The sequence below is a fragment of the Ornithinimicrobium jinqii genome, assembly GCF_045032595.1.
Lineage (GTDB): Bacteria > Actinomycetota > Actinomycetes > Actinomycetales > Dermatophilaceae > Ornithinicoccus.
On the sequence record NZ_JBJFZS010000019.1, the window covers coordinates 1 to 24,477 of the forward strand.

General features: G+C 71.2%; 13 protein-coding genes and 3 tRNA genes. 6 read left to right on the forward strand and 10 right to left on the reverse strand.

What is annotated here, in order from left to right; translation table 11 throughout:
* The 3 genes from ACI3ET_RS08890 to ACI3ET_RS08900 all read right to left on the reverse strand — a co-directional run.
* Positions 1-2,892, reverse strand: a 2,892-nt coding sequence (locus ACI3ET_RS08890) for an RHS repeat domain-containing protein (protein WP_405032664.1), incomplete at its 3' end; no start/stop codon positions are given.
* Positions 2,889-3,086 carry a hypothetical protein gene (locus tag ACI3ET_RS08895; RefSeq protein ID WP_405032665.1) on the reverse strand — a complete coding sequence of 66 codons (198 nt, stop codon included), beginning with the start codon at positions 3,084-3,086 and terminating at the stop codon, positions 2,889-2,891. The genes ACI3ET_RS08890 and ACI3ET_RS08895, both read right to left, overlap by 4 nt.
* A 5-nt stretch (positions 3,087-3,091) precedes the next feature.
* Positions 3,092-9,859 carry a DNRLRE domain-containing protein gene (locus ACI3ET_RS08900; protein WP_405032666.1) on the reverse strand — a complete coding sequence of 2,256 codons (6,768 nt, stop codon included), beginning with the start codon at positions 9,857-9,859 and terminating at the stop codon, positions 3,092-3,094.
* Positions 9,860-10,225: 366 nt separating this feature from the next.
* Here ACI3ET_RS08900 and ACI3ET_RS08905 point away from each other — a divergent pair, with 366 nt between their 5' ends.
* On the forward strand, positions 10,226-10,432 hold the full coding sequence (locus tag ACI3ET_RS08905) for a helix-turn-helix domain-containing protein (protein WP_405032667.1): 207 nt from the start codon (positions 10,226-10,228) through the stop codon (positions 10,430-10,432).
* Between the two features lie 97 nt (positions 10,433-10,529).
* Here the strand turns inward: ACI3ET_RS08905 and ACI3ET_RS08910 are convergent.
* The 3 genes from ACI3ET_RS08910 to ACI3ET_RS08920 all read right to left on the reverse strand — a co-directional run bounded on the left by ACI3ET_RS08910 (position 10,530) and on the right by ACI3ET_RS08920 (position 10,804).
* Positions 10,530-10,604, reverse strand: a tRNA-Val gene (locus ACI3ET_RS08910).
* Between the two features lie 23 nt (positions 10,605-10,627).
* Positions 10,628-10,698 (reverse strand) — tRNA-Cys (locus tag ACI3ET_RS08915).
* Between the two features lie 33 nt (positions 10,699-10,731).
* Positions 10,732-10,804: transfer RNA gene (locus tag ACI3ET_RS08920), tRNA-Gly, on the reverse strand.
* A 222-nt stretch (positions 10,805-11,026) separates the two neighbouring features.
* On the opposite strand from ACI3ET_RS08920, the gene glgX reads away from it, so the two are divergent.
* The gene (glgX, locus tag ACI3ET_RS08925; protein WP_405032668.1) at positions 11,027-13,153 is read left to right on the forward strand and encodes a glycogen debranching protein GlgX; all 2,127 of its coding nucleotides are present in this window, start codon (positions 11,027-11,029) and stop codon (positions 13,151-13,153) included.
* 9 nt (positions 13,154-13,162) lie between these two features.
* On the opposite strand, the gene ACI3ET_RS08930 is transcribed toward glgX, so the two are convergent.
* Positions 13,163-14,017: a PPK2 family polyphosphate kinase gene (locus ACI3ET_RS08930; protein WP_405032669.1), complete on the reverse strand. Its 855-nt coding sequence runs from the start codon at positions 14,015-14,017 to the stop codon at positions 13,163-13,165.
* Positions 14,018-14,067: 50 nt separating this feature from the next.
* Here ACI3ET_RS08930 and ACI3ET_RS08935 point away from each other — a divergent pair, with 50 nt between their 5' ends.
* On the forward strand, positions 14,068-14,721 hold the full coding sequence (locus tag ACI3ET_RS08935) for a dihydrofolate reductase family protein (protein WP_405032670.1): 654 nt from the start codon (positions 14,068-14,070) through the stop codon (positions 14,719-14,721).
* 11 nt (positions 14,722-14,732) lie between these two features.
* On the opposite strand, the gene ACI3ET_RS08940 is transcribed toward ACI3ET_RS08935, so the two are convergent.
* Genes ACI3ET_RS08940 through ligD form a run of 3 tightly spaced genes read right to left on the reverse strand, consistent with a single transcriptional unit; the run spans position 14,733 to position 18,092 of the window.
* Positions 14,733-15,914 carry an alpha/beta hydrolase family protein gene (locus ACI3ET_RS08940; RefSeq protein WP_405032671.1) on the reverse strand — a complete coding sequence of 394 codons (1,182 nt, stop codon included), beginning with the start codon at positions 15,912-15,914 and terminating at the stop codon, positions 14,733-14,735.
* The gene (locus ACI3ET_RS08945) at positions 15,911-16,996 is read right to left on the reverse strand and encodes an ATP-dependent DNA ligase (RefSeq protein WP_405032672.1); all 1,086 of its coding nucleotides are present in this window, start codon (positions 16,994-16,996) and stop codon (positions 15,911-15,913) included. The genes ACI3ET_RS08940 and ACI3ET_RS08945 overlap by 4 nt, the downstream gene beginning before the upstream one ends.
* Before the next feature lie 4 nt (positions 16,997-17,000).
* Entirely contained in the window at positions 17,001-18,092 is a 1,092-nt protein-coding gene (gene ligD, locus ACI3ET_RS08950; RefSeq protein ID WP_405032673.1) for a non-homologous end-joining DNA ligase, read from the reverse strand.
* Positions 18,093-18,138: 46 nt separating this feature from the next.
* Between ligD and ACI3ET_RS08955 the strand changes: the two genes are divergently transcribed.
* The 3 genes from ACI3ET_RS08955 to msrB all read left to right on the forward strand — a co-directional run bounded on the left by ACI3ET_RS08955 (position 18,139) and on the right by msrB (position 24,467).
* Positions 18,139-18,534, forward strand: a complete 396-nt coding sequence (locus ACI3ET_RS08955) for a FitA-like ribbon-helix-helix domain-containing protein (RefSeq protein ID WP_405032674.1) — start codon at positions 18,139-18,141, stop codon at positions 18,532-18,534.
* A gap of 120 nt (positions 18,535-18,654) precedes the next feature.
* Positions 18,655-23,979 (forward strand): cell wall-binding repeat-containing protein, encoded by a 5,325-nt coding sequence (locus tag ACI3ET_RS08960; protein WP_405032675.1) that lies wholly within the window; start codon positions 18,655-18,657, stop codon positions 23,977-23,979.
* A 26-nt stretch (positions 23,980-24,005) separates the two neighbouring features.
* A complete protein-coding gene (gene msrB, locus ACI3ET_RS08965; protein WP_405032676.1) occupies positions 24,006-24,467 on the forward strand; it encodes a peptide-methionine (R)-S-oxide reductase MsrB in 462 nt (153 codons plus the stop codon).
* Positions 24,468-24,477 lie beyond the last annotated feature (10 nt).

The window sequence follows — 24,477 nt, forward strand, 5'->3', positions numbered from 1 at the left end:
GGTAAAGCGCCCGGTGGCCGGGTTGTAGAACCGGGCGCCCATGAGGGTGAGGCCGAAGGTCTCGGGTGCGGTGGCGCGTTCTTTGGTGCCGAGCCATCCGTGGCCGAGGGGTCCACCGACGGTGGCGGCGGCGGTGGGGGTGCGGGGGGTGCCGTACTCGGTGTGGTCGGACCAGGCGGTGATGCCGTTGACCGCCCCGGTGGCCGGGAGGGTGATGGTGGTGACGACGTCGCCGTGGGGGTTGGCCACGGTGAGCTCGGCGGTGGTGGCCCCGCCGGTGGTGGTGGCGGACACGCCGAGGTCGCCGCCGATCCCGGACAGGAACCGGGTGGTCGTCCCGCCGTTGTCGTAGGAGCTCCAGGCGGGGTTGTCGGAGTCGTCGCCGTAGTGGCGGACCACCTGCGCCTTCGGGGTCGCGTCCGCGGGCAGGGGGCCTTGGCCGGTGGTGGTCTGGGTCAGGCGCCGCCCGGCCGGGTCGAGGGTGAACGTGGTCGTGGTGGTGCCGGACTTCACCAGGCGCGGGGCGTCGTTGTCGTAGTAGCCCAGGGTCAGGTCGTTGGTCCCCATGGGGGTGTCGGCCACCGGGATGAGGGTCTGCCGCCCGAGCTGGTCATAGACGTAGGTCCCCTGCCCGTTCGCGCCGGTGGTGGCGGCGTCACCGGTGTTGTACGCCCACGTGGTCGTGGTCCCGGTGGCGCTCCCGCAGGGGGTGGTCTTCAACGAGGTCCGGTTGGAGTTGGCGTCGAAGCCGTAGGTGCGGGTCTGGCACACCCCGGGCGCGGGAACCTCACCCTCGCCCGGGGTGGTGGTGACGGTGCCGGCGTGGGTGGTCGCGGTGAGGTCGTCGACCCGGGTCAGGCGGGACAGGGCGTCGTAGGTGTAGGCGCGTTCGTAGCCGTACCCGTCGCCGACACCACCGGTCCCGTCGGGCGTGGTGGTGTCCGAGCCGTCCAGCACCGCGCCGGCCGGGGTGGACTCCAGCGCGATCCGTCCCAGGGGGTCGTTGAGGATGCCCCACCCGAGCCAGGTCCCGGTGGTGCTGGTGCCGGTGTCGGGGTCGGTCAGGGGTCCGGTGAGGAACTGCTCGACCGGTTCCCCGGCCGGGTCGGTGCGCCACCTCTGGGTGATCCCGCCGGGGGCGCCCTGGGCGATGAGGGTGCCGTTGGCGTCGTGGGCGCCGGTCAGGGCGAAGCTGCGCCCGCCGGTGGTGTGGACCACCTCGGTGGGCAGGCCTCGCCGCTCAACCCGGCCGAGGGTGTCGGCGCCGTCGTAGGTGTAGGTGGAGGACCCGTTGGGGTCGGTGACCGTGGCGACCCTGCCCGCGGCGTCGAAGCCCGTGGTGGTGGTCTGACCCTGGGCGTTGGTGTAGGCGGTCTGCCGACCCCAGGTGTCGTAGGCGGAGGAGATGGTGGAGGTCACGACCCCGGAGTCGTTGAGGGTCTCGGTCCTGGACACCGCGCCGGTGGTGGCGTCGTAGACGGTGCGGGTGGTCGGGACCGCCGCGGCCCCGGTCAACCCGCTGGTCGAGGTCGCGGCGGTCAGGACCCGCCCGGCGGTGTCGTAGGTGCTGGTGGTGGTGCGGGTCGCGCCGCCGGAGGTCTCCACGACGGTGGTCGGTGCCAGCCACATGGAGTAGGCGGTGGTGCGCTGCGTCGGGAACCCGGTGGCCGGGGTGGTGGCGGGTCCGGTCGTGCAGACCAACCCGGCCCAGGCCGCCTTGTTCCCGCACGCCGTGTCGGTGCTGTTCACCCCGGCGGTCCAGTACACGGTGGCCCGGGTGCCCGGACCGGTGCCGGTGGTGGCCTCCGACGGTTGGCGCTGCTGCACCACCCGGCCCTCGGTGTCCAGCACGGTGACCGCGGCCGAGGTCGTGGTCCCGTGCCCGGTGGTCACCGTGGTGGGGGTGGCGAACTGCCACCCGGACCCGGTGCCGGCCACGACCGGGTCATACGTGTTCACGGTCCTGGACAGCACGACCGGGGCACCACCCGCCTGCAGGTCGTTCAGCAGGGTGTCGGCGGCGGTGACGGTGATGGTGGTGGGCAGGTTGTACCCGGTCCCGGACCTCGGGTTCAGGCCGCCGTCGGGGGCGCCCTGGTCGTAGACGGTGCTGGTGTGCGGGCGCACGCCTTCGGTGACGCCCAGGCCGGGCACCTGGGAGGTGCGGGCCGGGCCCCAGGTGTCGGTGACCAGCGTCCCCGCGGGCGCGAGCACCTTCCCCGCGTGCTCGGGGTCGTTCCCGGAGTAGACCAGGTCCTGGTCGTTGTACCTGGTGATGGTGGCCAGCTGTGCGACCTGGTCCGCGGTCCACGGGTCTTCACCCTCCTCCAGGCCGGTCGTGCCGAACGCGCCGGTCTTGGCGGTCGCGGAGGCATCCAGCTCACGGACGACGTTGCCGTGCGTGTCGTACCCGGTGGCGGTGACCTGCCACTGCCCGGCACCGTAGGAGGCGGTGTTGACGGTGTACCCGCGGGCGGTGGTGAAGTACAGGTCGGCGAAGGCCCAGTCCGCCGCTGCTACGCCCGCCGCCGTGGTGGCGGTGAGCTGCTTGTCCTGCCCGAACACGGCCGCCGTCGTCGTCGGGACCTCGTCCTGGGCCTGCCCCCACTTCCCGACGGTGGCCTTGTCCAGGTTCGGCAGACCGGCCGGCGGCGCGGCCAGGTCGATGGCGTAGACGAACCGGTTCAGCTGGGCCGGTCCACGCTCCACGGCGGTGAGCTGGGCCGGGACGGTGCCGGTGCCGCCGATGTACCTCAGGGTGTAGGGCTCCAGGCCGGGCGGTGTCAGGCTGGTGAGCCGGCCCGCGGCATCGTAACCGTAGCTCGTGGACAGCCCGGGGAAGCCCGACTGACGCGGGTCCCCCCGGGGAATACAGTGGCCACGAAGGTTCAATGCCGCAATGCAATCACGATGGTTGCGACGCCGGCTAGACAAACACCCACGATCCATATCCAGCCCAGAATGTTCAGAGTGGGATCATCCGATAGGCCGAGCAGGAATATCGGTGGAGTGACGATCAGGATGACAATCCATCGCACACCAAGAAACCCTTTATACTCGGTCCATCCCTCGTTAGCATTCTTCATGTCTTCTATCCCCACTTTCTTCCAGCCCAGTAACCGGCTCCTACGACACCGGCACGCGCAGCCGAGTACCCTGGCCGAACCTTCCAATTTCCTCGGAAGTGCCTGGCAGAATTTCGCACACTATTTCCGAATCCTCGCGCATGCGATGAGGCAGACCAGCCCTGCCGATGGGTGCCAGTGTGCCCTCGAGATCGCTGCCAATTACTCCACGCTGCCCGAAGCGGTGTCCGCGTCCTATGCATGTAGCTCCCCCACCTAGCAGCAGGAAGGGCCGTCAGGGCGAAACTAACGGACGACCTGCGGTAGAAGGTTCGCGTGTTGCCATATGTCTTCCAATTGCTCCCGGCCGTCGCGGCAAAGGCGATGCCGCCAGCCACAGCGCAAGCGCCTACCGACGCCACGATGCAAACTCCTAGAGCAGCGTATCCGGTCCAGCGAGCTGCGCGACCCCACGCCTTCTTACTTCCCCACAGGGTTCCATCTATGTCGTGGCCATTGATGGGGTCGGTGGGGTAGGTGTAGGTGTTTGGGTTTCCTCCGTAGACGGGGTCGGTGGAGGTAAAGCGCCCGGTGGCCGGGTTGTAGAACCGGGCGCCCATGAGGGTGAGGCCGAAGGTCTCGGGTGCGGTGGCGCGTTCTTTGGTGCCGAGCCATCCGTGGCCGAGGGGTCCACCGACGGTGGCGGCGGCGGTGGGGGTGCGGGGGGTGCCGTACTCGGTGTGGTCGGACCAGGCGGTGATGCCGTTGACCGCCCCGGTGGCCGGGAGGGTGATGGTGGTGACGACGTCGCCGTGGGGGTTGGCCACGGTGAGCTCGGCGGTGGTGGCCCCGCCGGTGGTGGTGGCGGACACGCCGAGGTCGCCGCCGATCCCGGACAGGAACCGGGTGGTCGTCCCGCCGTTGTCGTAGGAGCTCCAGGCGGGGTTGTCGGAGTCGTCGCCGTAGTGGCGGACCACCTGCGCCTTCGGGGTCGCGTCCGCGGGCAGGGGGCCTTGGCCGGTGGTGGTCTGGGTCAGGCGCCGCCCGGCCGGGTCGAGGGTGAACGTGGTCGTGGTGGTGCCGGACTTCACCAGGCGCGGGGCGTCGTTGTCGTAGTAGCCCAGGGTCAGGTCGTTGGTCCCCATGGGGGTGTCGGCCACCGGGATGAGGGTCTGCCGCCCGAGCTGGTCATAGACGTAGGTCCCCTGCCCGTTCGCGCCGGTGGTGGCGGCGTCACCGGTGTTGTACGCCCACGTGGTCGTGGTCCCGGTGGCGCTCCCGCAGGGGGTGGTCTTCAACGAGGTCCGGTTGGAGTTGGCGTCGAAGCCGTAGGTGCGGGTCTGGCACACCCCGGGCGCGGGAACCTCACCCTCGCCCGGGGTGGTGGTGACGGTGCCGGCGTGGGTGGTCGCGGTGAGGTCGTCGACCCGGGTCAGGCGGGACAGGGCGTCGTAGGTGTAGGCGCGTTCGTAGCCGTACCCGTCGCCGACACCACCGGTCCCGTCGGGCGTGGTGGTGTCCGAGCCGTCCAGCACCGCGCCGGCCGGGGTGGACTCCAGCGCGATCCGTCCCAGGGGGTCGTTGAGGATGCCCCACCCGAGCCAGGTCCCGGTGGTGCTGGTGCCGGTGTCGGGGTCGGTCAGGGGTCCGGTGAGGAACTGCTCGACCGGTTCCCCGGCCGGGTCGGTGCGCCACCTCTGGGTGATCCCGCCGGGGGCGCCCTGGGCGATGAGGGTGCCGTTGGCGTCGTGGGCGCCGGTCAGGGCGAAGCTGCGCCCGCCGGTGGTGTGGACCACCTCGGTGGGCAGGCCTCGCCGCTCAACCCGGCCGAGGGTGTCGGCGCCGTCGTAGGTGTAGGTGGAGGACCCGTTGGGGTCGGTGACCGTGGCGACCCTGCCCGCGGCGTCGAAGCCCGTGGTGGTGGTCTGACCCTGGGCGTTGGTGTAGGCGGTCTGCCGACCCCAGGTGTCGTAGGCGGAGGAGATGGTGGAGGTCACGACCCCGGAGTCGTTGAGGGTCTCGGTCCTGGACACCGCGCCGGTGGTGGCGTCGTAGACGGTGCGGGTGGTCGGGACCGCCGCGGCCCCGGTCAACCCGCTGGTCGAGGTCGCGGCGGTCAGGACCCGCCCGGCGGTGTCGTAGGTGCTGGTGGTGGTGCGGGTCGCGCCGCCGGAGGTCTCCACGACGGTGGTCGGTGCCAGCCACATGGAGTAGGCGGTGGTGCGCTGCGTCGGGAACCCGGTGGCCGGGGTGGTGGCGGGTCCGGTCGTGCAGACCAACCCGGCCCAGGCCGCCTTGTTCCCGCACGCCGTGTCGGTGCTGTTCACCCCGGCGGTCCAGTACACGGTGGCCCGGGTGCCCGGACCGGTGCCGGTGGTGGCCTCCGACGGTTGGCGCTGCTGCACCACCCGGCCCTCGGTGTCCAGCACGGTGACCGCGGCCGAGGTCGTGGTCCCGTGCCCGGTGGTCACCGTGGTGGGGGTGGCGAACTGCCACCCGGACCCGGTGCCGGCCACGACCGGGTCATACGTGTTCACGGTCCTGGACAGCACGACCGGGGCACCACCCGCCTGCAGGTCGTTCAGCAGGGTGTCGGCGGCGGTGACGGTGATGGTGGTGGGCAGGTTGTACCCGGTCCCGGACCTCGGGTTCAGGCCGCCGTCGGGGGCGCCCTGGTCGTAGACGGTGCTGGTGTGCGGGCGCACGCCTTCGGTGACGCCCAGGCCGGGCACCTGGGAGGTGCGGGCCGGGCCCCAGGTGTCGGTGACCAGCGTCCCCGCGGGCGCGAGCACCTTCCCCGCGTGCTCGGGGTCGTTCCCGGAGTAGACCAGGTCCTGGTCGTTGTACCTGGTGATGGTGGCCAGCTGTGCGACCTGGTCCGCGGTCCACGGGTCTTCACCCTCCTCCAGGCCGGTCGTGCCGAACGCGCCGGTCTTGGCGGTCGCGGAGGCATCCAGCTCACGGACGACGTTGCCGTGCGTGTCGTACCCGGTGGCGGTGACCTGCCACTGCCCGGCACCGTAGGAGGCGGTGTTGACGGTGTACCCGCGGGCGGTGGTGAAGTACAGGTCGGCGAAGGCCCAGTCCGCCGCTGCTACGCCCGCCGCCGTGGTGGCGGTGAGCTGCTTGTCCTGCCCGAACACGGCCGCCGTCGTCGTCGGGACCTCGTCCTGGGCCTGCCCCCACTTCCCGACGGTGGCCTTGTCCAGGTTCGGCAGACCGGCCGGCGGCGCGGCCAGGTCGATGGCGTAGACGAACCGGTTGAGCTGGGTGCTGTCGCGGCGGACCGCGGTCAGCTGGGCCGGGGTGGTCCCGGTGCCGCCGGTGTACTGCAGGGTGAACCCGTCCACGCCCGGTGGGGTGAGCCCGGTCAGCCGGCCGGCCGTGTCGTAGGCATAGGTCGTGGCCAGGCCGGTGCGGGGGTCGGTGACCGACGTGAGCCGCTTGGCGGAGTTGTAGGCGAACTCGGCGACCGTCACGGTCTCCATCGCACCGGCGGTGCCCTTGGCGGGGTCGAACAGGGTCGCCGAGACCGACCGCACCTGCCCGGCCACCTCGGTCCCGGACGTGGTCGTCCCGTAGGTGATGTCCAGCACCCGGCACCCGGGCGTGGTGACCGGACCGGTGCCGGGACAGGAGACGTCGGCCGGTGCCGGCGCCACGATCCGGGTGACCCGCCCGGCGGTGTCACGGGCGAACGTCATGGCGCCGGGGACCCCGACCTCGACGACGGAGGCGGGGGCGAAGATGCCGGCCGTGGCGGTCGTGGGAGCGGTGGTGGGGGTGAAGGTGGTGATGTTGCCGTCGATGTCGGTGATGGCCAGCGCGGTCGAGGTGCCGGTCCCGGTCACCTTCAGGGTCATGCCGGAGGCGGCGGTGTCCTCGCTGCCCGCCAGCCACGTCCCGACCTCCAGGGTGGCGGTCGTGCGGGCACGGTAGGTCCCGTCCGCGGACGAGGGCGGGTCGAAGACGACCGCCTCCCCGTCGCCGTCGACCAGGACGAGGGACCCGTCCAGTCGGGTGTTGTCGATCAGGGTGGCCCCGGCCAGCCCGACCTCGGAGCCGTCGAGGTTGGCGACCCAGCCAGGCCCGAACACGCCCTGAGCGGGGGTGGTGGGCAGCCCGTACGTGGCGTGCGAGCGGGACAAGGACATGTCGCCGGTGTAACCCGGGACGGAGACGTCGGTGACGGTGGTGTTGAACTCGCCGGTGAACAGGGCGACCTGCCCCGGGCCGGCGTCGGTGACGGGGAAGCCGTTGCCGAAGGCGTGCGGGACCCGGAACACCGAGCGGGCGTCCTGCTCCCCGGTGCACTTGGTCACCCCGCCGCCGTAGGTGAAGCAGACCTGAACCTCGAGCACGACCGGGACCCGTTCGTCGGCGCCGGTGTTCGTGTTCACCGCCGCGGCTGCGGTGTTCCACGTCCCGGCAGCCTCAGACTGGCCGTTCTTCTGGCTCACGAGGATCGGGTCGGGCGCGTCGAACCAGTTGGTCGCGGTGGAGCCGCCCTCGGACCCGGCGACACGGTACTTGAGCGTGGCGGTGACGCTCTGCCCGGCCTGGGCCGGTGGTGCGGCGGCCTCCACCGGGACCACCCCGGTCACCGTGGGACGCGGGTCACCCAGGGGTGCGCGCATCCCGGCGGCACCGTAGCCGAAGGAGTGCAGGACCGTGCCGGTCTTGACCCCGGTGCGGGAGACGCCGGTGACCCGTATCGTGTGCCCGCCGCCCGTCCGTGGGACGGTGACGTCCACGCCGGCGACGGCCGGGTCGGAGCTGTTCGGGATCGGGTGCGAGGTGAGCGTGCCGCCGTCGACCTGCACCTCGAGCCTGACGTTCTGGTCCCACGTGGACGGCGCCGCCCCGGTGGCGCGGCAGGTCACGTCCGTCGCCGGTGGGGTGTCGGCCCAGGACCCGTCGGTATACGGGTCGGGGCAGGTGATCACCGGGGCTGCGCCGGCGGTCCAGTCCACGTAGAACTTCTTGAACCCCGACCACGACCCGGTCGTGCCGGTGGAGTCGAGCGCCTTGGCCCGCAGGTAGTACGCGCTGTGGTTGACCAGGTCGACCGTCGGGGTGCAGCCCAGGACGGTCCCGCCCGTGCCCAGGGCGGTGGTGCAGGTCGCCTTCAGCGTCGCGTCGGAGACGTTCGTGTTGGTGGTGTGGACCTCGAACTCGAGCTTGACGGTGTTGGCGTCCGGGTCGGTCGTGCTCGACTCGAACCGGGGCCGCTTGGCCGCGGTCCACGACTGCGTCGAGCCGTCACCGGCGTTGTAGTACTGAACCGCGGCCGGCAGCACCGGCACCGCAGGGGTGGCCGGGGGCCGGTTGTAGTTCACCCCGAGCACGGGGGCGTACTTGCCCTCGGAGGAGTAGAACCGCTTCCATCCGTTGTTGTCGCTCTCGCTGCCGGCCTTGACCATCACCGACCTGGTCGTCGAGGTGCCTGCGGCCCAGGACTGCACCAGCGAGGTGAGGGGGATGTTCACCCGGCCGCCGGGGCAGGAGGTGCTGGCCCCGCGGGCGGCGTTCACCGACCCGGCCGGTGTCGAGGTATAGGTCGGTTTGGTCGGCCACGTCACCGTCGAGGCCACCGTGGTGGTGGTCGCGTGGGCGCCGACCGGGCTGGCGGTGCAGGACCAGGACCAGTGCTCGTACAGCGACAGGTTCGCCGACATCACCTGCTTGCCCACGACCGCCGAGGTCGGGAAGTTCAGGAACGACCGGGCGATGTCACCCCCGCCGTTGTGGGTGCCGACCAGCAGCTCGTCATCGCTCGCGTACGTCTGGTACGTCGCCGACTTCAGCACGTAGGTGTCCATCGAGGGCGATACGCTCACCAGCGCGTAGGTAGGGTCCACGGTGACCGGGAACACCCGGGCCGCATCGGTCAGCCAGGCCCGGTCCACCGACACCACCAGCTCGGCCCGGCCCTTGCCGGCGGCCGGGACCACGTCCAGGTCCACCTGCGTGGTGCTGGTCGGCAGCCCGGAACGGTCGTCGACCTGGGCGTCGAACGCGACCGGCGCCACGATCGTGGAGACCACGACGCCCTGGGCGTCGACGAACTCGACCACACCCTCTCCACCGGTCCGGGCGGTCAGGCCCTTGGTCAGCAACGGCACCGACCAGGACACCTTGTCCGCTCCGGGCAGGGCGTCGGCTGCGGCCGGGTCGGTGAGCACGAACGTCTGCTCGAACCCCGACCGGCGGGCATCGATGACCACGTCCACCCCGGGCCAGGCGTCCACGTACCGGGCGGTCGTCTCCTCCAGGACCGGCCTGCCCTTCACGGGCAGCCGCCACGTCACCTGCCGCCCACCCCCGGGGTGGGTCACGCTGATCGCGTCGACCAGCTTCCCGCCCGCCCCGGCATCCCCCGGCAGCCGGATGCCCAACGGGTGCGCCTTCGGCCCGACCGACCCGTCGGCGCGCACCGCCAGGTCCAGGTCGACCTCGACCCACTCCCCGTCGGTCCCGCGGAAACGTTGCTGCCCGGCCGACATCTGCGTCGTGTACGACCCGTCCGGGTTGACCGCGGTGGTGGAGAACTCATCGGTCAACGACTCCACCGTGACTGGTTTCCCGCTGACACGTGCCGCCACCGACGCCGCGACCACGTCATCCTTACCCACGGCCGGGACCGGCAGGTCCTCATCCTCGGCCGTGGAGTTAGCGTCCGAGGGCTGCTCGTCCTGGGGACTGGTCGTGCTCGTGCCCTCCTTCTGCGGAGCGGCCACCGACGCTGGCCCACCGATCGTCACCGCGAGCACCATCACCAGGGCCCCGGTCAACCAGCGCACCCATGTCCGCCACGCCTCCGGCACCCCGGTCCAACCCAGCCCAGCCCCACCCCGACCACCCACGACGCAACCTTGCTTCCCGAAGGCCCCACCCGACGTGAAGCAACGCGCAGAACGTACCCGGCAACGTCACCCCCAGGAAGCACCCACGGATCACGATCCGGTAACGAAACCACGACGGCCAGTCAGGCCACGTGCCGCGCTCCGGCACTGCCACCAGGTACGCCGAACTCATGCCTACGGGCTGACGCGACCACGGCGGCGCGGCCCGACCCGCGCTGGTGGCCACTCACGGCTGTTCTGTGGCCTTACGGATGAGCGCGGCCAGATGAGCCGCCACCGACCCAGGAGACGACCATGGCTGCCACCCTCACCCGCAAGCTCGTGTCGCTGACCGAGGCGGCCGACGTCCTCGCGGTCTCGACCAAGACCGTGCGCCGCTACATCGCCGACGGGCACCTCGACGCCGTGCGGCTCGGGCGCAGGACGCTGCGGATCAAGCTCGACTCGATCGAGAGGTTCATCGACGCCCGGCCAGTTGGCGGGTGGCGTCGGACCGGCTGAGAGTCCCATGCGTGCCCGGAAGGACCGCCCGCTGTTCCTCGCTTGTTCCTCAGACACAAGCAGAGGCCCTCGAAAGGGCCTCTGACCTGCGGTTATATGGTGGGCGATACTGGGTTTGAACCAGTGACCTCTTCCGTGTCAAGGAAGCGCGCTACCACTGCGCCAATCGCCCTGATCGGCTTTGTGCTCCGAACGAGGTGGAGACGGGATTTGAACCCGTGTAGACGGCTTTGCAGGCCGTTGCCTCGCCTCTCGGCCACTCCACCATGTGAGGCATTTCGTTGGTGGTTGTGCCTCCGAGCGGACGACCGGGCTCGAACCGGCGACCTCAACCTTGGCAAGGTTGCGCTCTACCAACTGAGCTACGTCCGCACTGTGTGCCCCACCTCACGGTGGCGCGAGACGCAACATTAGCCGACGGATCCGGGTGGGTCCAAATCGGACGAGGGCCGCGTGTCGTCGCAGGCGTCACAGGGGCCCCAGCAGGACGCCCGACCTGCTCGGCTCGTCCGCAGGACCCGCCGTCCCTCACAATGGGGACCGACGACGCGTCGCCTCCGATCCCGCTCCCCCCACCTGAAGGTGTTCTCCCACATGGACCTCTGGCCCGGTACCGCCTATCCCCTGGGCGCCAACTTCGACGGAAGCGGCGTGAACTTCGCGATCTTCTCCGAGCACGCCACGGCCGTCGAGCTCTGCCTCGTCGGTGAGCGCGCCAAGGAGGTGCGGGTCCCGCTGACCGAGGTGGACGCGCACGTCTGGCACGGCTACCTGCCCAACTGCCAGCCCGGCCAGCGCTACGGCTACCGGGTCCACGGCCCGCACGAGCCCGGCCGGGGCCACCGCTTCAACCCCAACAAGGTGCTCCTGGACCCCTACGCCAAGGCGGTCAGCGGGCAGATCCGCAACCACCAGGGCATCTTCGGCTACGACTTCGGCGACCCTGGGTCGTTCAACGAGGACGACTCGCTGCTGCACACGATGCTCTCCGTGGTCGTCAACCCGTTCTTCGACTGGGGCCACGACCGACCACCGCGGCACGCCTACGCCGACAGCGTCATCTACGAGGCCCACGTGCGCGGACTGACGATGAACCACCCCGAGGTCCCGCCGGAGATCCGGGGGACCTATGCCGGCGTGGCCCACCCTGCGGTCATCGACCACCTGACCCGCCTCGGCGTCACCGCCATCGAGCTCCTGCCGGTCCACCAGTTCGTCAACGACCCGCACCTGCAGGACAAGAACCTGTCCAACTACTGGGGCTACAACACCATCGGCTTCCTGGCCCCGCACAACGGGTACTCGGCCTACGGCCACCGCGGCCAGCAGGTCACCGAGTTCAAATCGATGGTCAAGGCCCTGCACGAGGCCGACATCGAGGTCATCCTCGACGTCGTCTACAACCACACCGCCGAGGGCAACCACCTGGGCCCGACGCTCGCCTACCGGGGCATCGACAATGCGTCCTACTACCGTCTGGTCGAGTCCGACCCGTCGCACTACTACGACACGACCGGCACGGGCAACAGCCTGCTCATGCGCAGCCCCCACGTGCTCCAGCTGATCATGGACTCCCTGCGCTACTGGGTGACCGAGATGCACGTCGACGGGTTCCGCTTCGACCTTGCCGCCACCCTGGCCCGCCAGTTCCACGAGGTGGACAAGCTCTCGGCGTTCTTCGACATCATCCAGCAGGACCCGGTGATCTCGCAGGTCAAGCTGATCGCCGAGCCCTGGGACCTCGGTGACGGCGGATACCAGGTCGGCAACTTCCCGCCCCTGTGGACCGAGTGGAACGGGCAGTACCGCGACACCGTCCGCGACTTCTGGCGCGGTGCCCCCGCCACCATGGGCGAGTTCGCCTCGCGCCTGACCGGCTCCTCGGACCTCTACGAGCACAGCGGCCGGCGGCCGATCGCCTCCATCAACTTCGTCGTCGCCCACGACGGCTTCACGCTGCGCGACCTGGTCTCCTACAACGAGAAGCGCAACGAGGCCAACGGCGAGGGCGGCAACGACGGCGAGTCCCACAACCGCTCGTGGAACCACGGGGTCGAGGGCCTCACCGACGACCCCGAGGTCAACGCCCTGCGGCTGCGGCAGCAGAAGAACTTCCTGGCGACGCTGATGCTCAGCCAGGGGGTGCCGATGCTCGCGCACGGGGACGAGATGGGCCGCACGCAGTTCGGCAACAACAACGTCTACTGCCAGGACAACGAGCTCTCCTGGGTGGACTGGGAGCTGGAGCCCGAGCAGCAGGACCTGCTCGACTTCACCTCACGCCTGATCCGGCTGCGCCGCGACCACCCGGTCTTCCGGCGTCGCCGCTTCTTCGCCGGCGACGCCGACCACGGTGGGCAGAGCGAGCTCGGCGACATCGTCTGGTACTCCCCCGACGCCGAGGTGATGGACGACGCCGACTGGGTCTCCACCCAGCAGGCGGTCACCGTCTTCCTCAACGGTGAGGCGATCCCCGACAAGGACGACCGGGGACGTCCCGTGGTCGACGACCACTTCCTGCTGATCATCAACGGGCACCACGATCCCGTGGCCTTCACCGTGCCGGACGGCATCGACACCACCTCGTGGGCCGTCGTCGTGGACACCACGTCGGCCTTCCGGACCACGGACCGCTGGGAGACCGGGACGACGCACGAGGTGCCCGGCCGGGCCGTCGTGGTCCTCGAGGCCAGACCCGAGCCGGAGCTCAACGAGTCCTGAGCCGTCTGCTCAGAGGGCGGCGAGCCGCTCCTTCTCCGACTCCACGTCGAAGTCGGCCACCGGCCAGGCCAGGTCCAGGGCTCGCAGGTGCTCGAGGAGCAGCTGCTGCACGGCCAGCCGGGCATACCACTTCCGGTCGGCCGGGACCACGAACCACGGTGCGCCCTCGGGGCTGCACCGCTGGAGGAGAGCCTGGTACGCGGTCTGGTAGTCGTCCCAGTGGGCCCGCTCGCCGAGGTCCCCGGGGTTGTACTTCCAGTGCTTGTCGGGGCGTTCCAGCCGCTCCGAGAGTCGCTCCTTCTGCTCGTCGGCCGAGATGTGCATCATCACCTTGATGAGGGTCACCTCGTCCTCGACCAGCTCCTTCTCGAAGTCGTTGATGGTCGCGTAGCGACCCTGCCACTCCTTCTCCGGCACGAGGTCGTGCACCCGCACGATGAGAACGTCCTCGTAGTGGGAGCGGTCGAAGACGCCGATCATCCCCGGGGTCGGCAGCGCCCTGCGAATCCGCCACAGGAAGTCGTGCTTCTTCTCGGCCCTCGTCGGGGCCTTGAAGGCCTTCAGGTCCACGCCCTGCGGGTCGACCGAGCCGACGACGTGCCGCATGATCCCGCCCTTGCCCGAGGTGTCCATCCCCTGGATCACCAGCAGCACGCGGCGACGGCCCCCCGCCCTGCTCATGGCGTAGAGCCGTTCCTGCAGCTCGTCGAGCTCGTCGTCGGCCGCGACGAGGGCCTCCTTGCCGTCAGCCTTGTCGCCGTCGAAGGCGGGGGTGGCGCGGGGGTCGCGGTCGCTCAACCGCATTCCGTCCTCGAACCGGAGCGCGTCGCTGAAGGGCGTGGCGTTCTTCTTTGTCGTGGCCATCGGCCCATCGTGGCACGACGCACCGACGCCGGTCCGGCATCATGGCGGCCATGTCGACGTGCCGCACCGGGACGGGTCCTCTCACCGCAGCCGAGCTCGAGGACTGGTATGCCGTGCCGCTGGGTCGCGCGGACGGCACCTGGGTGCGCGCCGGGCTCGTCACGAGCCTGGACGGGAGAGCGGCCGGACCGGACGGTCTGAGCGGCAGCCTGAACCGTGGTTCGGCAGGGGACCACGCCGTCTTCGACCACCTGCGTCGCTGGGCGGACGTGGTGGTCGTGGGGGCCGGCACGGTGCGGGACGAGGGGTACGGGCCGTTGCCGGCCGTGCCCCTCGTGGTCGTGAGCCGCTCCGGGGACGTCCCTGCGCGGTTGCGCCGAGCTGCCGAGAGCGGCACCCGTGACGGCCCCGCGGTCGTCGTGCTCGACGGCCACGGCGAGGACGTCGACCCTGGGCGCGTCCTGACCGAGGTCGCCTCCCGCGGCTGGCGAAGGGTGCTCCTCGAGGGGGGTCCGCAGCTCCTCGGTACCTGGCTGGAGGCCGACGCCGTCGACGAGCTCTGCGCCACGGTCCGCCCGGTCCTCGTCGGCGGCGACGGGCCCCTGCTCGTGCCACGGTCGACGAGCCTGCGCGCCCCCGTGGGGTCCACCACGCACCTCCTGGCGTGGGAGGGCGACGTGCTGGTGCGCACCCGTCTGCGGTGAGAGGCGACCCGTCAGCGCAGGAAGCTCGCGACCAGGTCCTCCCACAGGCCCGGGTTGGTGTTCCACTCCTGGCAGTGCCTCGCCCTCGGCCAGACGAACGTGTGGACCAGTCCCGGCCGGCGCCGGGCGAGGTCCTGGGACGGGCCGAAGGGCACCGTCTCGTCGGTCGCCGAGTGGATGATGAACATCCGGTGGCTCACCTCGTCCGCGCGGTCCACCCAGTTGGTCGCCGCCACGTCCACGGGCTCGGAGATCCGCAGCAGGTGCCGCGAGGCTTTGCTCCGCAGCAGGCTGCGCGCCAGGTGGTCGATGGGGCGGGGTATGAAGTGGAGGTCGGCCTGGTGCGCCAGGACGGACCCCCAGTCGATGACGGGGCCGTTGAGCACGACCCTGTGCACGCGGTGGGCCACGTCCGAGCGGTTCAGCGCCTGCAGCACGATCGCCCCGCCCATCGACCACCCCACCATCACGAGCCGCCGGGCGCCGTGGGCGAGGGCGTAGCGCATCGCTGCGTCGACGTCCCGCCACTCGGACAGCCCCAGGCTGTAGCGTCCGTCCGCGCTCGGGGGTGCGCCGATGTCGTTGCGGTACATGGGGATCAGGCTGGTGTACCCCATCCGGTGCAGGACCGGGACGGCACGCAGGGTCTCTTCCCGCATCGCGCTCCGTCCGTGCACGAGGATCGCCCAGTCACCGGTCTCCGTGCCGGGGGCCGGGGGCACCCGCCAGGTGGGCAGGTCCCCGACGTCCGAGGTCACCAGCACGTCCTCGTGCTCCAGCCCGTGCGCGGACAGCGGTGTGCCGCAGTAGAAGTACTTGTTCCAGCGCGCCGGTCCGGGAGCCAGGACGCCCTTGTCGACCCCCAGCACCTCACGCGTGACGACACCCTTGCGCGGGGCCCCGGCCGGGGGGGCCTCGAGCACCGCGCCCAGCCGGGCGTGACCCGTGCCCTTGTCCAGCCAGAGACCGTAGCGCCCCGCGGATGTCGTCTCCGGGCTCGCCCGCAGGGTGACCGTCCCCTCCCCCACCTCCACGATGGTCGTGTCGTCCTTCTTCTCGTGCTCCGGCGTGATGATCTTGTGCGCGAAGTAGGTGGCGGTGCCCATCGACACCGCGCCCCCGAGGGCCGCCCCTCCTGCCACACCCGCGCTGACCACGACCGCGCGCCGCGCCGCCGTCGCCTCGGGGCTCATCCGCGCACCCCCAGGACCGAGGACAGGTCGTGGTCGACCGGCAGCTCCAGCTGCTCGTAGGTGCAGGAGCCCGGGTCCCGGTCCGGCCGCCACCGCACGAACTGCGCCGTGTGCCTGAACCGCTCCCCCTCGAGGTAGTCGTAGCGCACCTCCACCACGCGCTCCGGACGCAGCGGCACGAACGAGAGGTCCTTGCCAGCGGCCCACCGCGACTGCTCGTTCTTGCGCGGCGTCCGCTCCCCCTCCAGGTGCGCCGCCCAGTCCCACGGGTGGCCCTCGAAGGTCGTCACGAGCGGCTGGAGCTCGGCCAGCAGCTCCCGCCGCCTCGCCATCGTGAAGGAGGCCGCCACCCCGACGCTGTTGAGCACCCCCCGCTCGTCGTAGAGGCCCAGCAGCATCGACCCCAGCGCGTCGTCGCCGCTCTTGTGGACCCGGTAGCCCGCGACCACGCAGTCTGCGGTGCGCTCGTGCTTGAGCTTCGTCATCACCCGCTTGTCGGGCTGGTAGGGCGCGTCCGGGTCCTTGGCGATGATCCCGTCCAGGCCGGCCCCCTCGAGCTCGCTGAACCACCGCATGGCCACCTGGGGGTCGTCGGTCAGCGGCGTGAGGTGCACGGATCCTCCCAGCCCCGACGTCCCCACCCCCGAGAGGGCCTCCTCGAGACGCGCGCGTCGCGCCGAGAACGGCATACCCGTCAGGTCCTCGTCACCGAGGGCGAGCAGGTCGAAGGCGACGAAGGCGGCCGGCGTCTGCCCGGCCAGCAGCCGGACCCGGGAGTCCGCGGGGTGGATGCGCTGCTGCAGGGCCTCGAAGTCGAGTCGCCGTCCGTCCCGGGTGGCGACGATGATCTCGCCGTCGACGACGCACCGCTCGGGCAGGTCGCGCTTCATGGCCTCGACGAGCTCGGGGAAGTAGCGGGTCAGGGGCTTGACGTTGCGGCTGCCGAGCTCGACCTCGTCGCCGTCGCGGAAGACGATGGACCGGAAGCCGTCCCACTTCGGGTCGTAGAGCCAGCCCTCCGGCAGGGTCCGCAGCGGCTTGGCCAGCATGGGCGCGAGTGGTGGTAGGAGAGGCAGGTCCACGACGTCAGTCTGCCTCAGCCTGCCGACGCTCCCCGTCCCCGACGCGGTTGCCCTGCTCGTCCCAGTGCTCGGCGACCTTCTTGCTGGGCTGGACGCGCGGGGGCTCACCCGGCATCTTGGGATGGTCGGGAGGGAAGCTCAGCTCACCGAGCCCGCGCTCCACGTCGGCCTCCCACAGGGCGTGGGCCCCGTCCACCTGCGCCGGTGCCGCGTGCAGGTCTGCCCACGGGTCCCCGTGCTCCCGCAGCCAGGCGGGCACGGTCCGCACCGTCAGCTCGCCCGGACCGACCTCGTCGAGCTGGTCCCAGGTGAGGGGCACCGACACCGGCCCTCCGGGCAGCACGCGGGGCGACCACGCTGCCGCCAGGGTCCGGTCCCGCGTGGCCTGGTTGAAGTCGACGAAGATCCGCTCGCCGCGCTCCTCCTTCCACCACGCGGTCGTGACGAGGTCCGGCATCCGCCGCTCGAGCTCGCGTGCCAGCCCGATGACCGCGTGCCGCACCTCGAGGAACTCCAGGCGAGGCGCGACAGCGGCGAAGACGTGGACGCCGCGGCTGCCGGTCGTCTTCACGAACGGTGTCAGTCCGGCCTCGACCATGACCTCGCGCAGACCGCGCGCAGCCTCGACGACGTCGGCGTAGACACGCCCGGGCTGCGGGTCCAGGTCGATCCGGATCTCGTCGGGGTGGTCGTTGTCCCCGGTCCGCACCGGCCACGGGTGGAAGGTGACCGTGCCCATCTGCGCGGCCCAGAGCACGCCGGCGAGCTCGTCGACGACCAGCTGGGGGTGCCGGCGCCCCGAGGGGTAGGTCACCATCGTGGTCCGCACCCACTCGGGCACGCCCTTCGGCGGGTTCTTGGAGTAGAAGATCTCCCCCTCGATCCCGTCGCGCACGCGCTGCAGGGTCACCGGGCGGTCGGCCAGTCCGCGGACGAGCGGCTCCGCGACGGCGGTCAGGTATGCCGCGAGGTCGGCCTTGGTGATCGCCCCACCGTGCTCGGTGGCGGGCCAGACCACCTTTCCAGGGCTCGTGAGGCGCACCTCGCGCGGCTGCCCCTCGGGCCCGGGAGCGGTCAGGGTCAGGGCGTCAGCCATGACCCCACGCTAGCCTGCAGCCCACGGTACTGACAGCATCGCTAGCATGAGCGTCATGGCGACGGTGACGGTGCGCGGCCTCGACGACGAGGTCCGGCGGCGGCTGAAGGTGAGAGCTGCGGCCAACGACCGGTCCATGGAGGCCGAGGTGCGGGCCATCCTCACGGCGACCGTCGCCGAACAGCCGGTCCATCCAGCTGGTGCGACGTCCGCCCCGTCGGACCTCCCTGTCGGTCGGTCCCGCACGTCCGTGCTGACCAGCCGCGAGGAGCGCATCGCGGGCCTCGTGTCGCAGGGGCTGACCAACCGGCAGATCGCCGGTGCGCTCTTCCTGTCGGAGCGCACGGTGGAGTCGCACGTGAGCGCGATCCTGCGCAAGCTCGGCTTCCACAGCCGCGCGACGGTCGCCAGCTGGTACACCGCTCGTCCCACCCCCCTCTGACGGCGGACCGCCCGTACTTCCACGGATGTCGCGCCGGCGGCTCACCACTAGGTTCTGCCGTAGGCGTGGTCAGCCGGGCGAGAGCCCCGGCGCGACCCACGCGCAACGGGGAGGACTGTCATGACGCAGCAGAGCATCCGGAGGGGACCTGCCCGGGGGGTCGGACCGAGGCGCTGGGTCGCCATGCTGACCGGGGGGATGCTCGTCCTGAGCGGGGTCCTCGGAGGGGGCGCGGCCGCCACGCCGCTGGAGACCGCACCGCAGGGCGACGCGAAGATCCAGCCGGACGTCGTCGAGGAGCTGGCGGACCGGGGCCGGGCGACGGTCCTGCTCCGGTTCGGCGACCGTCCCGACCTCGAGGCGCTGTCCGGCATCGCGTCCTGGGACGAGCGGGGCCAGGCGGTCTACGACGCGCTCCGCACCACCGCCGACCGCAGCCAGGCCGGTGCCCGCGCCGCGCTCGAGGACGCGGCCATCGACTACCGGCCCTTCTTCATCAGCAACGCCATCCTCGTCCGGGGCGGGGACGAGTCGTTGGTGAGCGCGCTCGCCGACGACCCCGAGGTGGAGGGCGTCTACCTCCCCTCCGACTACGAGGTTCCGGAGCCGGTCGTCAGCGAGCCGGTCTTCACGGCAGACGCCGTGGAGTGGGGCGTCGCGAACATCAACGCCGACGACGTGTGGTCCACCTACGGCGTCAGCGGCGAGGGCCTCGTCATCGCCAACATCGACACCGGGGTCGAGTACACCCACCCCGCCCTGGTCGACCAGTACCGCGGCAACAACAGCGACGGCACCTTCACCCACGACTACAACTGGTTCGACGCTGCGGGGACCGGCTCGGAGGAGCCGGTCGACGTCGATGCTCACGGCACCCACACGATGGGCACGATGGTCGGGAGCGACGGGGGCTCGAACCAGATCGGGGTAGCACCGGGCGCACGGTGGATCGCGGCGAACGGCTGCTGCCCGACCGACGAGGCACTCATCGCCTCCGGTGAGTGGCTCCTCGCCCCGACGGACCTCGCCGGGGAGAACCCGATGCCGTCCATGCGGCCCCATATCATCAACAACTCCTGGGGCAGCGGGTTCCCGTCCAACGACCCGTTCATGGAGGACGTGGCGGAGGCCTGGGCGGCCTCCGGGATCTTCGGCGTCTGGTCGAACGGCAACATGGGGCCGCAGTGCGACACCTCCGGGGCGCCGGGCAGCCGCATGATCAACTACTCGGTCGGCGCCTACGACGTCGGGAACACCATCGCGGGCTTCTCGTCCCGGGGGGCGGGACAGGACGGCGCAGTCAAGCCTGACATCTCCGCGCCCGGGGTGGACGTGCGGTCGTCGGTGCCCGGCGGGGGCTACGAGGCCTTCAGCGGGACCTCCATGGCGGCCCCCCACGTGGCAGGAGCCGTGGCCCTGCTGTGGTCGGCCGCACCCGACCTGATCGGTGACGTCACGTTCACGCGCGAGCTCCTGGACGGATCGGCGATCGACACCCCCGACGACCAGTGCGGGGGCACCGACGACGACAACAACGTCTACGGAGAAGGCCGGCTGGACGCCCTGGCGCTCCTGGACTCCGCACCCATCGGCGACACGGGCCAGCTGGAAGGCACCGTGACCGACGCCGCGACCGAGGAGCCGATCGGTGGCGCAACGGTCCTGCTCGAGGCCGAGCGCACCCGGACGACCGCGACCGCCACCGACGGCACCTACGGACTGCGTCTCGGGTCGGGCGACTGGGCGACCACCGTCAGCAAGTTCGGCTACCTCCCGGACGACGCGGTGGTCACCGTGCCGGTCGACGACACCGTCGTGCACGACGTGGCGCTCCAGCCGGCACCGACCGGGGTCCTCACCGGCACCGTCACGGACGGGTCCGGCCAGGGCTGGCCGCTCTACGCACGGATCAGCGTCGTCGGCGCGCCCTCGGTCGGCGCCTACACCGACCCCCAGACCGGCGCCTACAGCCTCACGCTGCCCGCCGGCACCCACCTGGTGCGCGCAACCTCGCAGCTTCCCGGATACCAGGTCGAGACCCGCGAGGTCGTCGTCACCGCCTCCGGCGACGTGGTGGCGGACTTCGGTCTCACCGTGGACCCGATGACCTGCACCGCGCCTGGCTACGCCCTGACCCTCGACGGACAGGCGCAGACCTTCGACGACCTCGCTCTGCCTGAGGGATGGACCGTGGAGGACCTCGCCGGCAGCGGTCTCACCTGGGAGTTCGAGGACCCGTGGGGAATCCCCAACGGGACCGGGGGTGACGGCGGCTTCGCCGTCGCGAACAGCGACTTCTCCCAGGGCACCTACGACACCGTCCTCGTCTCTCCGGTGATGGACGTCGCGGCGATGCCGAACGTGACCGTGAGCTACCGACAGTTCTTCGACACCTTCGGCTTCTCCGTCGGGTCCGTCGAGGTCAGCGCAGACGGTGGCACGACCTGGACCAGGGTCCACGAGGTGACCTCGTTCATCGAGCAGGACCTGGTCGTGCTCGACGTGAGCGAGCAGCTCGCCGGGTCGGAGCAGGCCCAGGTGCGCTACCGCTACGAGGCGGACGCCGACCTGTGGTGGCAGGTGGACGACGCCTTCCTGGGCAGCCGGACGTGCGACCCCACCGGCGGTGGCCTCGTCGTCGGCTACGTCCGGGACGACGTCGACGGAAGCGGGATCGTCAACGCTCGCGTCACGTCCGTCGACAACCCCGGGGACTTCGGCACCACCCGGGCGACCCCCGACGACCCGGCGCTCGACGACGGCTTCTACTGGCTGCACTCCGAACTGGTCGGTGCGCACCCCTTCGAGGCCACCGCCCGGAACTACGGCACCGACCAGCAGGACGTGGCCGTGGTGGACGGCGGTGTCGCGCGTGCCGACTTCGTGCTGGGCCAGGCGGTGCTGGAGGTGGACCCGACGATCATCGAGACGACGGTGGCCCTCGGCGAGGCGGACAGCGGTGACTTCACGGTCACGAACACCGGCACGAGCGGGGCCGAGATCACCTTCACCGAGCGTCGGGGCGGGTTCGAGATCCTCCGTGCAGACGGCAGCAGGATGACCTCGCAGCAGGTCGCTGCGGCGGACGGTGCTCCTCTGGTCACCAGGGCCGTCGAGGCGTCGTTCGGCGCGTCCGCCCTCCGGGACGAGATGTCCGAGGCGGCCCCCGCCCCGGCCCCCGCCGACGAACCCTGGACGGACCTGACCGAGCTCCCGGTCCCGGTCACCGGTAACCGCGTCGTCACCCTGGACGGCGTCTGGTACAGCGTCGGCGGCTTCTCCTTCGGAGACTTCGCCGGCCTGTACCGCTACGACGCGGTGGCGATGGAGTGGCAGACGCTCTCCGCGCTCCCTGCCCCGGTGGAGATGCCGCTCGCGGCGGCCGCTGACGGCCGCATCGTCGTCGCGGGTGGCTGGTCGATGACCGGGGAGCCGACGTCTGACACCTGGGTCTACGACCCGGACGCAGACAGCTGGGCACCCGGTGCCCCGATGCCGACACCCGTGGCCTCCATGGGCGTGGCCACCGCCGGGGGGCAGGCCTTCGCGGTCGGAGGGTGCACGACGGGCTTCTGCTTCCCGGTCGTCGACACCGTCCAGTCCTACGACGTCGCGGCCGACTCGTGGTCGGTGCACTCGCCCACCCCGACCCCGGTCGCCTTCTCCTCGTGCGGCGGGCTGGAGGGCGGCATCGTCTGCGCCGGCGGGGTCGACGAGGGCGAGACGGTGCTGGACACGACCTGGTCCTTCGACCTGTCCGCAGACTCCTGGACCTCCTTGGCGCCCGCGCCGGTCAGGTTCTGGGGCCCCGCCTCCGGGAGCGCGAACGACCAGCTCGTCGTCGTCGGCGGGATCCAGGAGGACCAGCTCACCAACGCGTCCTGGTCCTACGACCCCTTCACGGACAGCTGGTCACCGCTACCGAACGCCAACCACGCGGCCTACCGCGGCGGCGGTGCGTGCGGCTTCGTCCGCGCGGGCGGTCAGGACGACGTCGACATGGTGGCGTCGGCGGAGCTTCTCCCCGGCTTCGACCTCTGCTCCGAGGGCGGCGCCGACATCGACTGGCTCGAGCTCGACACCACCGAGGCCGTCCTGGCACCGGGCGAGAGCGTGACCGTCAGGGTGACCACGGACAGCGCCTTCGTCAACCAGCCGGGCACCTACACCGCCGGGGTCGGGATCGTCGCGAACGTGCCCGTGCAGGTCGAGCCGGTCGCCGTCACCATGCACGTCACGCCACCGCTCACGTGGGGCAAGGTGGCTGGCACCGCCTACCTCGAGGACTGCGCGGGCGGCCAGGTCGCCGGCGACTCGATCGTCGTCGACATCACTCCCGTGCGGGAGGACGTCGGCGACGGATGGGTCATCCTCACCGACCAGGAGGGCACCTACGCCCGTTGGATCAACACCCAGCTGGGAACCTTGCGGATGACGGCGCTGCTCGGCGGCTACCGTCCTGACGCCCACCTCGTGGACCTCATCCGTGGCGCCACGGTGACGCAGGACTTCTCGCTGCTCTCCCAGGAGTGCCAGGACAACCCTGACATCGTCCCGCCGGAGGTGGTGCGCGTCGCCGGTCTGGACCGCTACGACACCGCAGCCCGGGTCGCACGGCAGTTCGGCAGCGCCGACACGGTATACGTCGCCTCCGGGGCAGACTTCCCGGACGCGCTCGCCGCGGCGGCCCGCGCCGGCAGCCTGGGTGGACCGGTGCTGCTGGTCAAACCCGCGTCCGTCCCGAGCGTGACCGCCGTCGAGCTCGACCGGCTGCAGCCGCAGACGGTGGTCGTCGTCGGTGGGACCGGCGCGGTCTCCGCCGTGGTCGAGGACCAGCTGGAGTCTCTCCTGCCCGGCGCCACCGTCACGCGTCGCGCTGGCGCCAACCGGTACGAGACCGCTGCGGCGATCTCCAGCGACCTCCCGTCCGCCGAGGTGGTCTACGTGGCCACAGGCGTCGACTTCCCCGACGCCCTCGCCGGCGCGGCCCGCGCGGCGTCGCTCGACGCACCGGTTCTGCTCGTCCGTCCCGACCTGGTGCCGTCCGCGACGCGTGCCGAGCTCGACCGGTTGGGACCGGCGAGGATCGTCGTCCTCGGCGGGCCGCTCGCGGTCTCGGCGACGGTGGTGACTCAGCTCGGCGCCTACGGGGAGGTCGAGCGGGTGGCCGGCATCGACCGCTACGCCACGGCTGCCGAGGTGTCTGCGGCGCTCGCGACCTCGCAGGACGTCTTCGTGGCCACCGGTCTGAACTGGCCGGACGCGCTGGCCGGTGCGGCCCGCGCGGGCGCCACGGACTCACCTGTGCTGCTCGTGCGTCCGTCGAACGTCCCCGCTGTCACCTGGGCGGCCCTGGACCGGCTGGAGCCCGGCCGGATCTTCGTGCTCGGCGGGCCGCTCGCGGTCGGCGACGTCGTCCTCGAGGAGCTGCGGCTACTGCGCTAGCAGGGCCTCGTCGTACCCTGACCGGCATGAGCCACCACCACAGCACCCCCGCGACCGACGCCGCCAAGGCGGCCACGGCATACCCGAGCGCGAAGCCCGAGGAGGCCTGGCGCGAGCAGCTCAGCCCGGCGGAGTACCAGGTGCTGCGCGAGGCGGGGACCGAGCGCCCGTTCGTCGGGGAGTACACCGACACCACGACCGAGGGCGTCTACGCCTGCCGCGCGTGCGGCGCCGAGCTGTTCCGCTCCGAGACCAAGTTCGAGAGCCACTGCGGCTGGCCGTCGTTCTACGCCCCGCTGGCCGAGGACCGGGTGGAGTACATCGAGGACGCGTCCCTGGGGCGGGTGCGCACCGAGGTGCGCTGCGCCTCCTGCGGCTCCCACCTGGGTCACGTCTTCGAGGGCGAGGGCTACGCCACGCCCACCGACCAGCGCTTCTGCATGAACAGCATCGCGATGACCCTGCGCCCCCAGGGCGACGCCGGCTGAGACGGGTCGT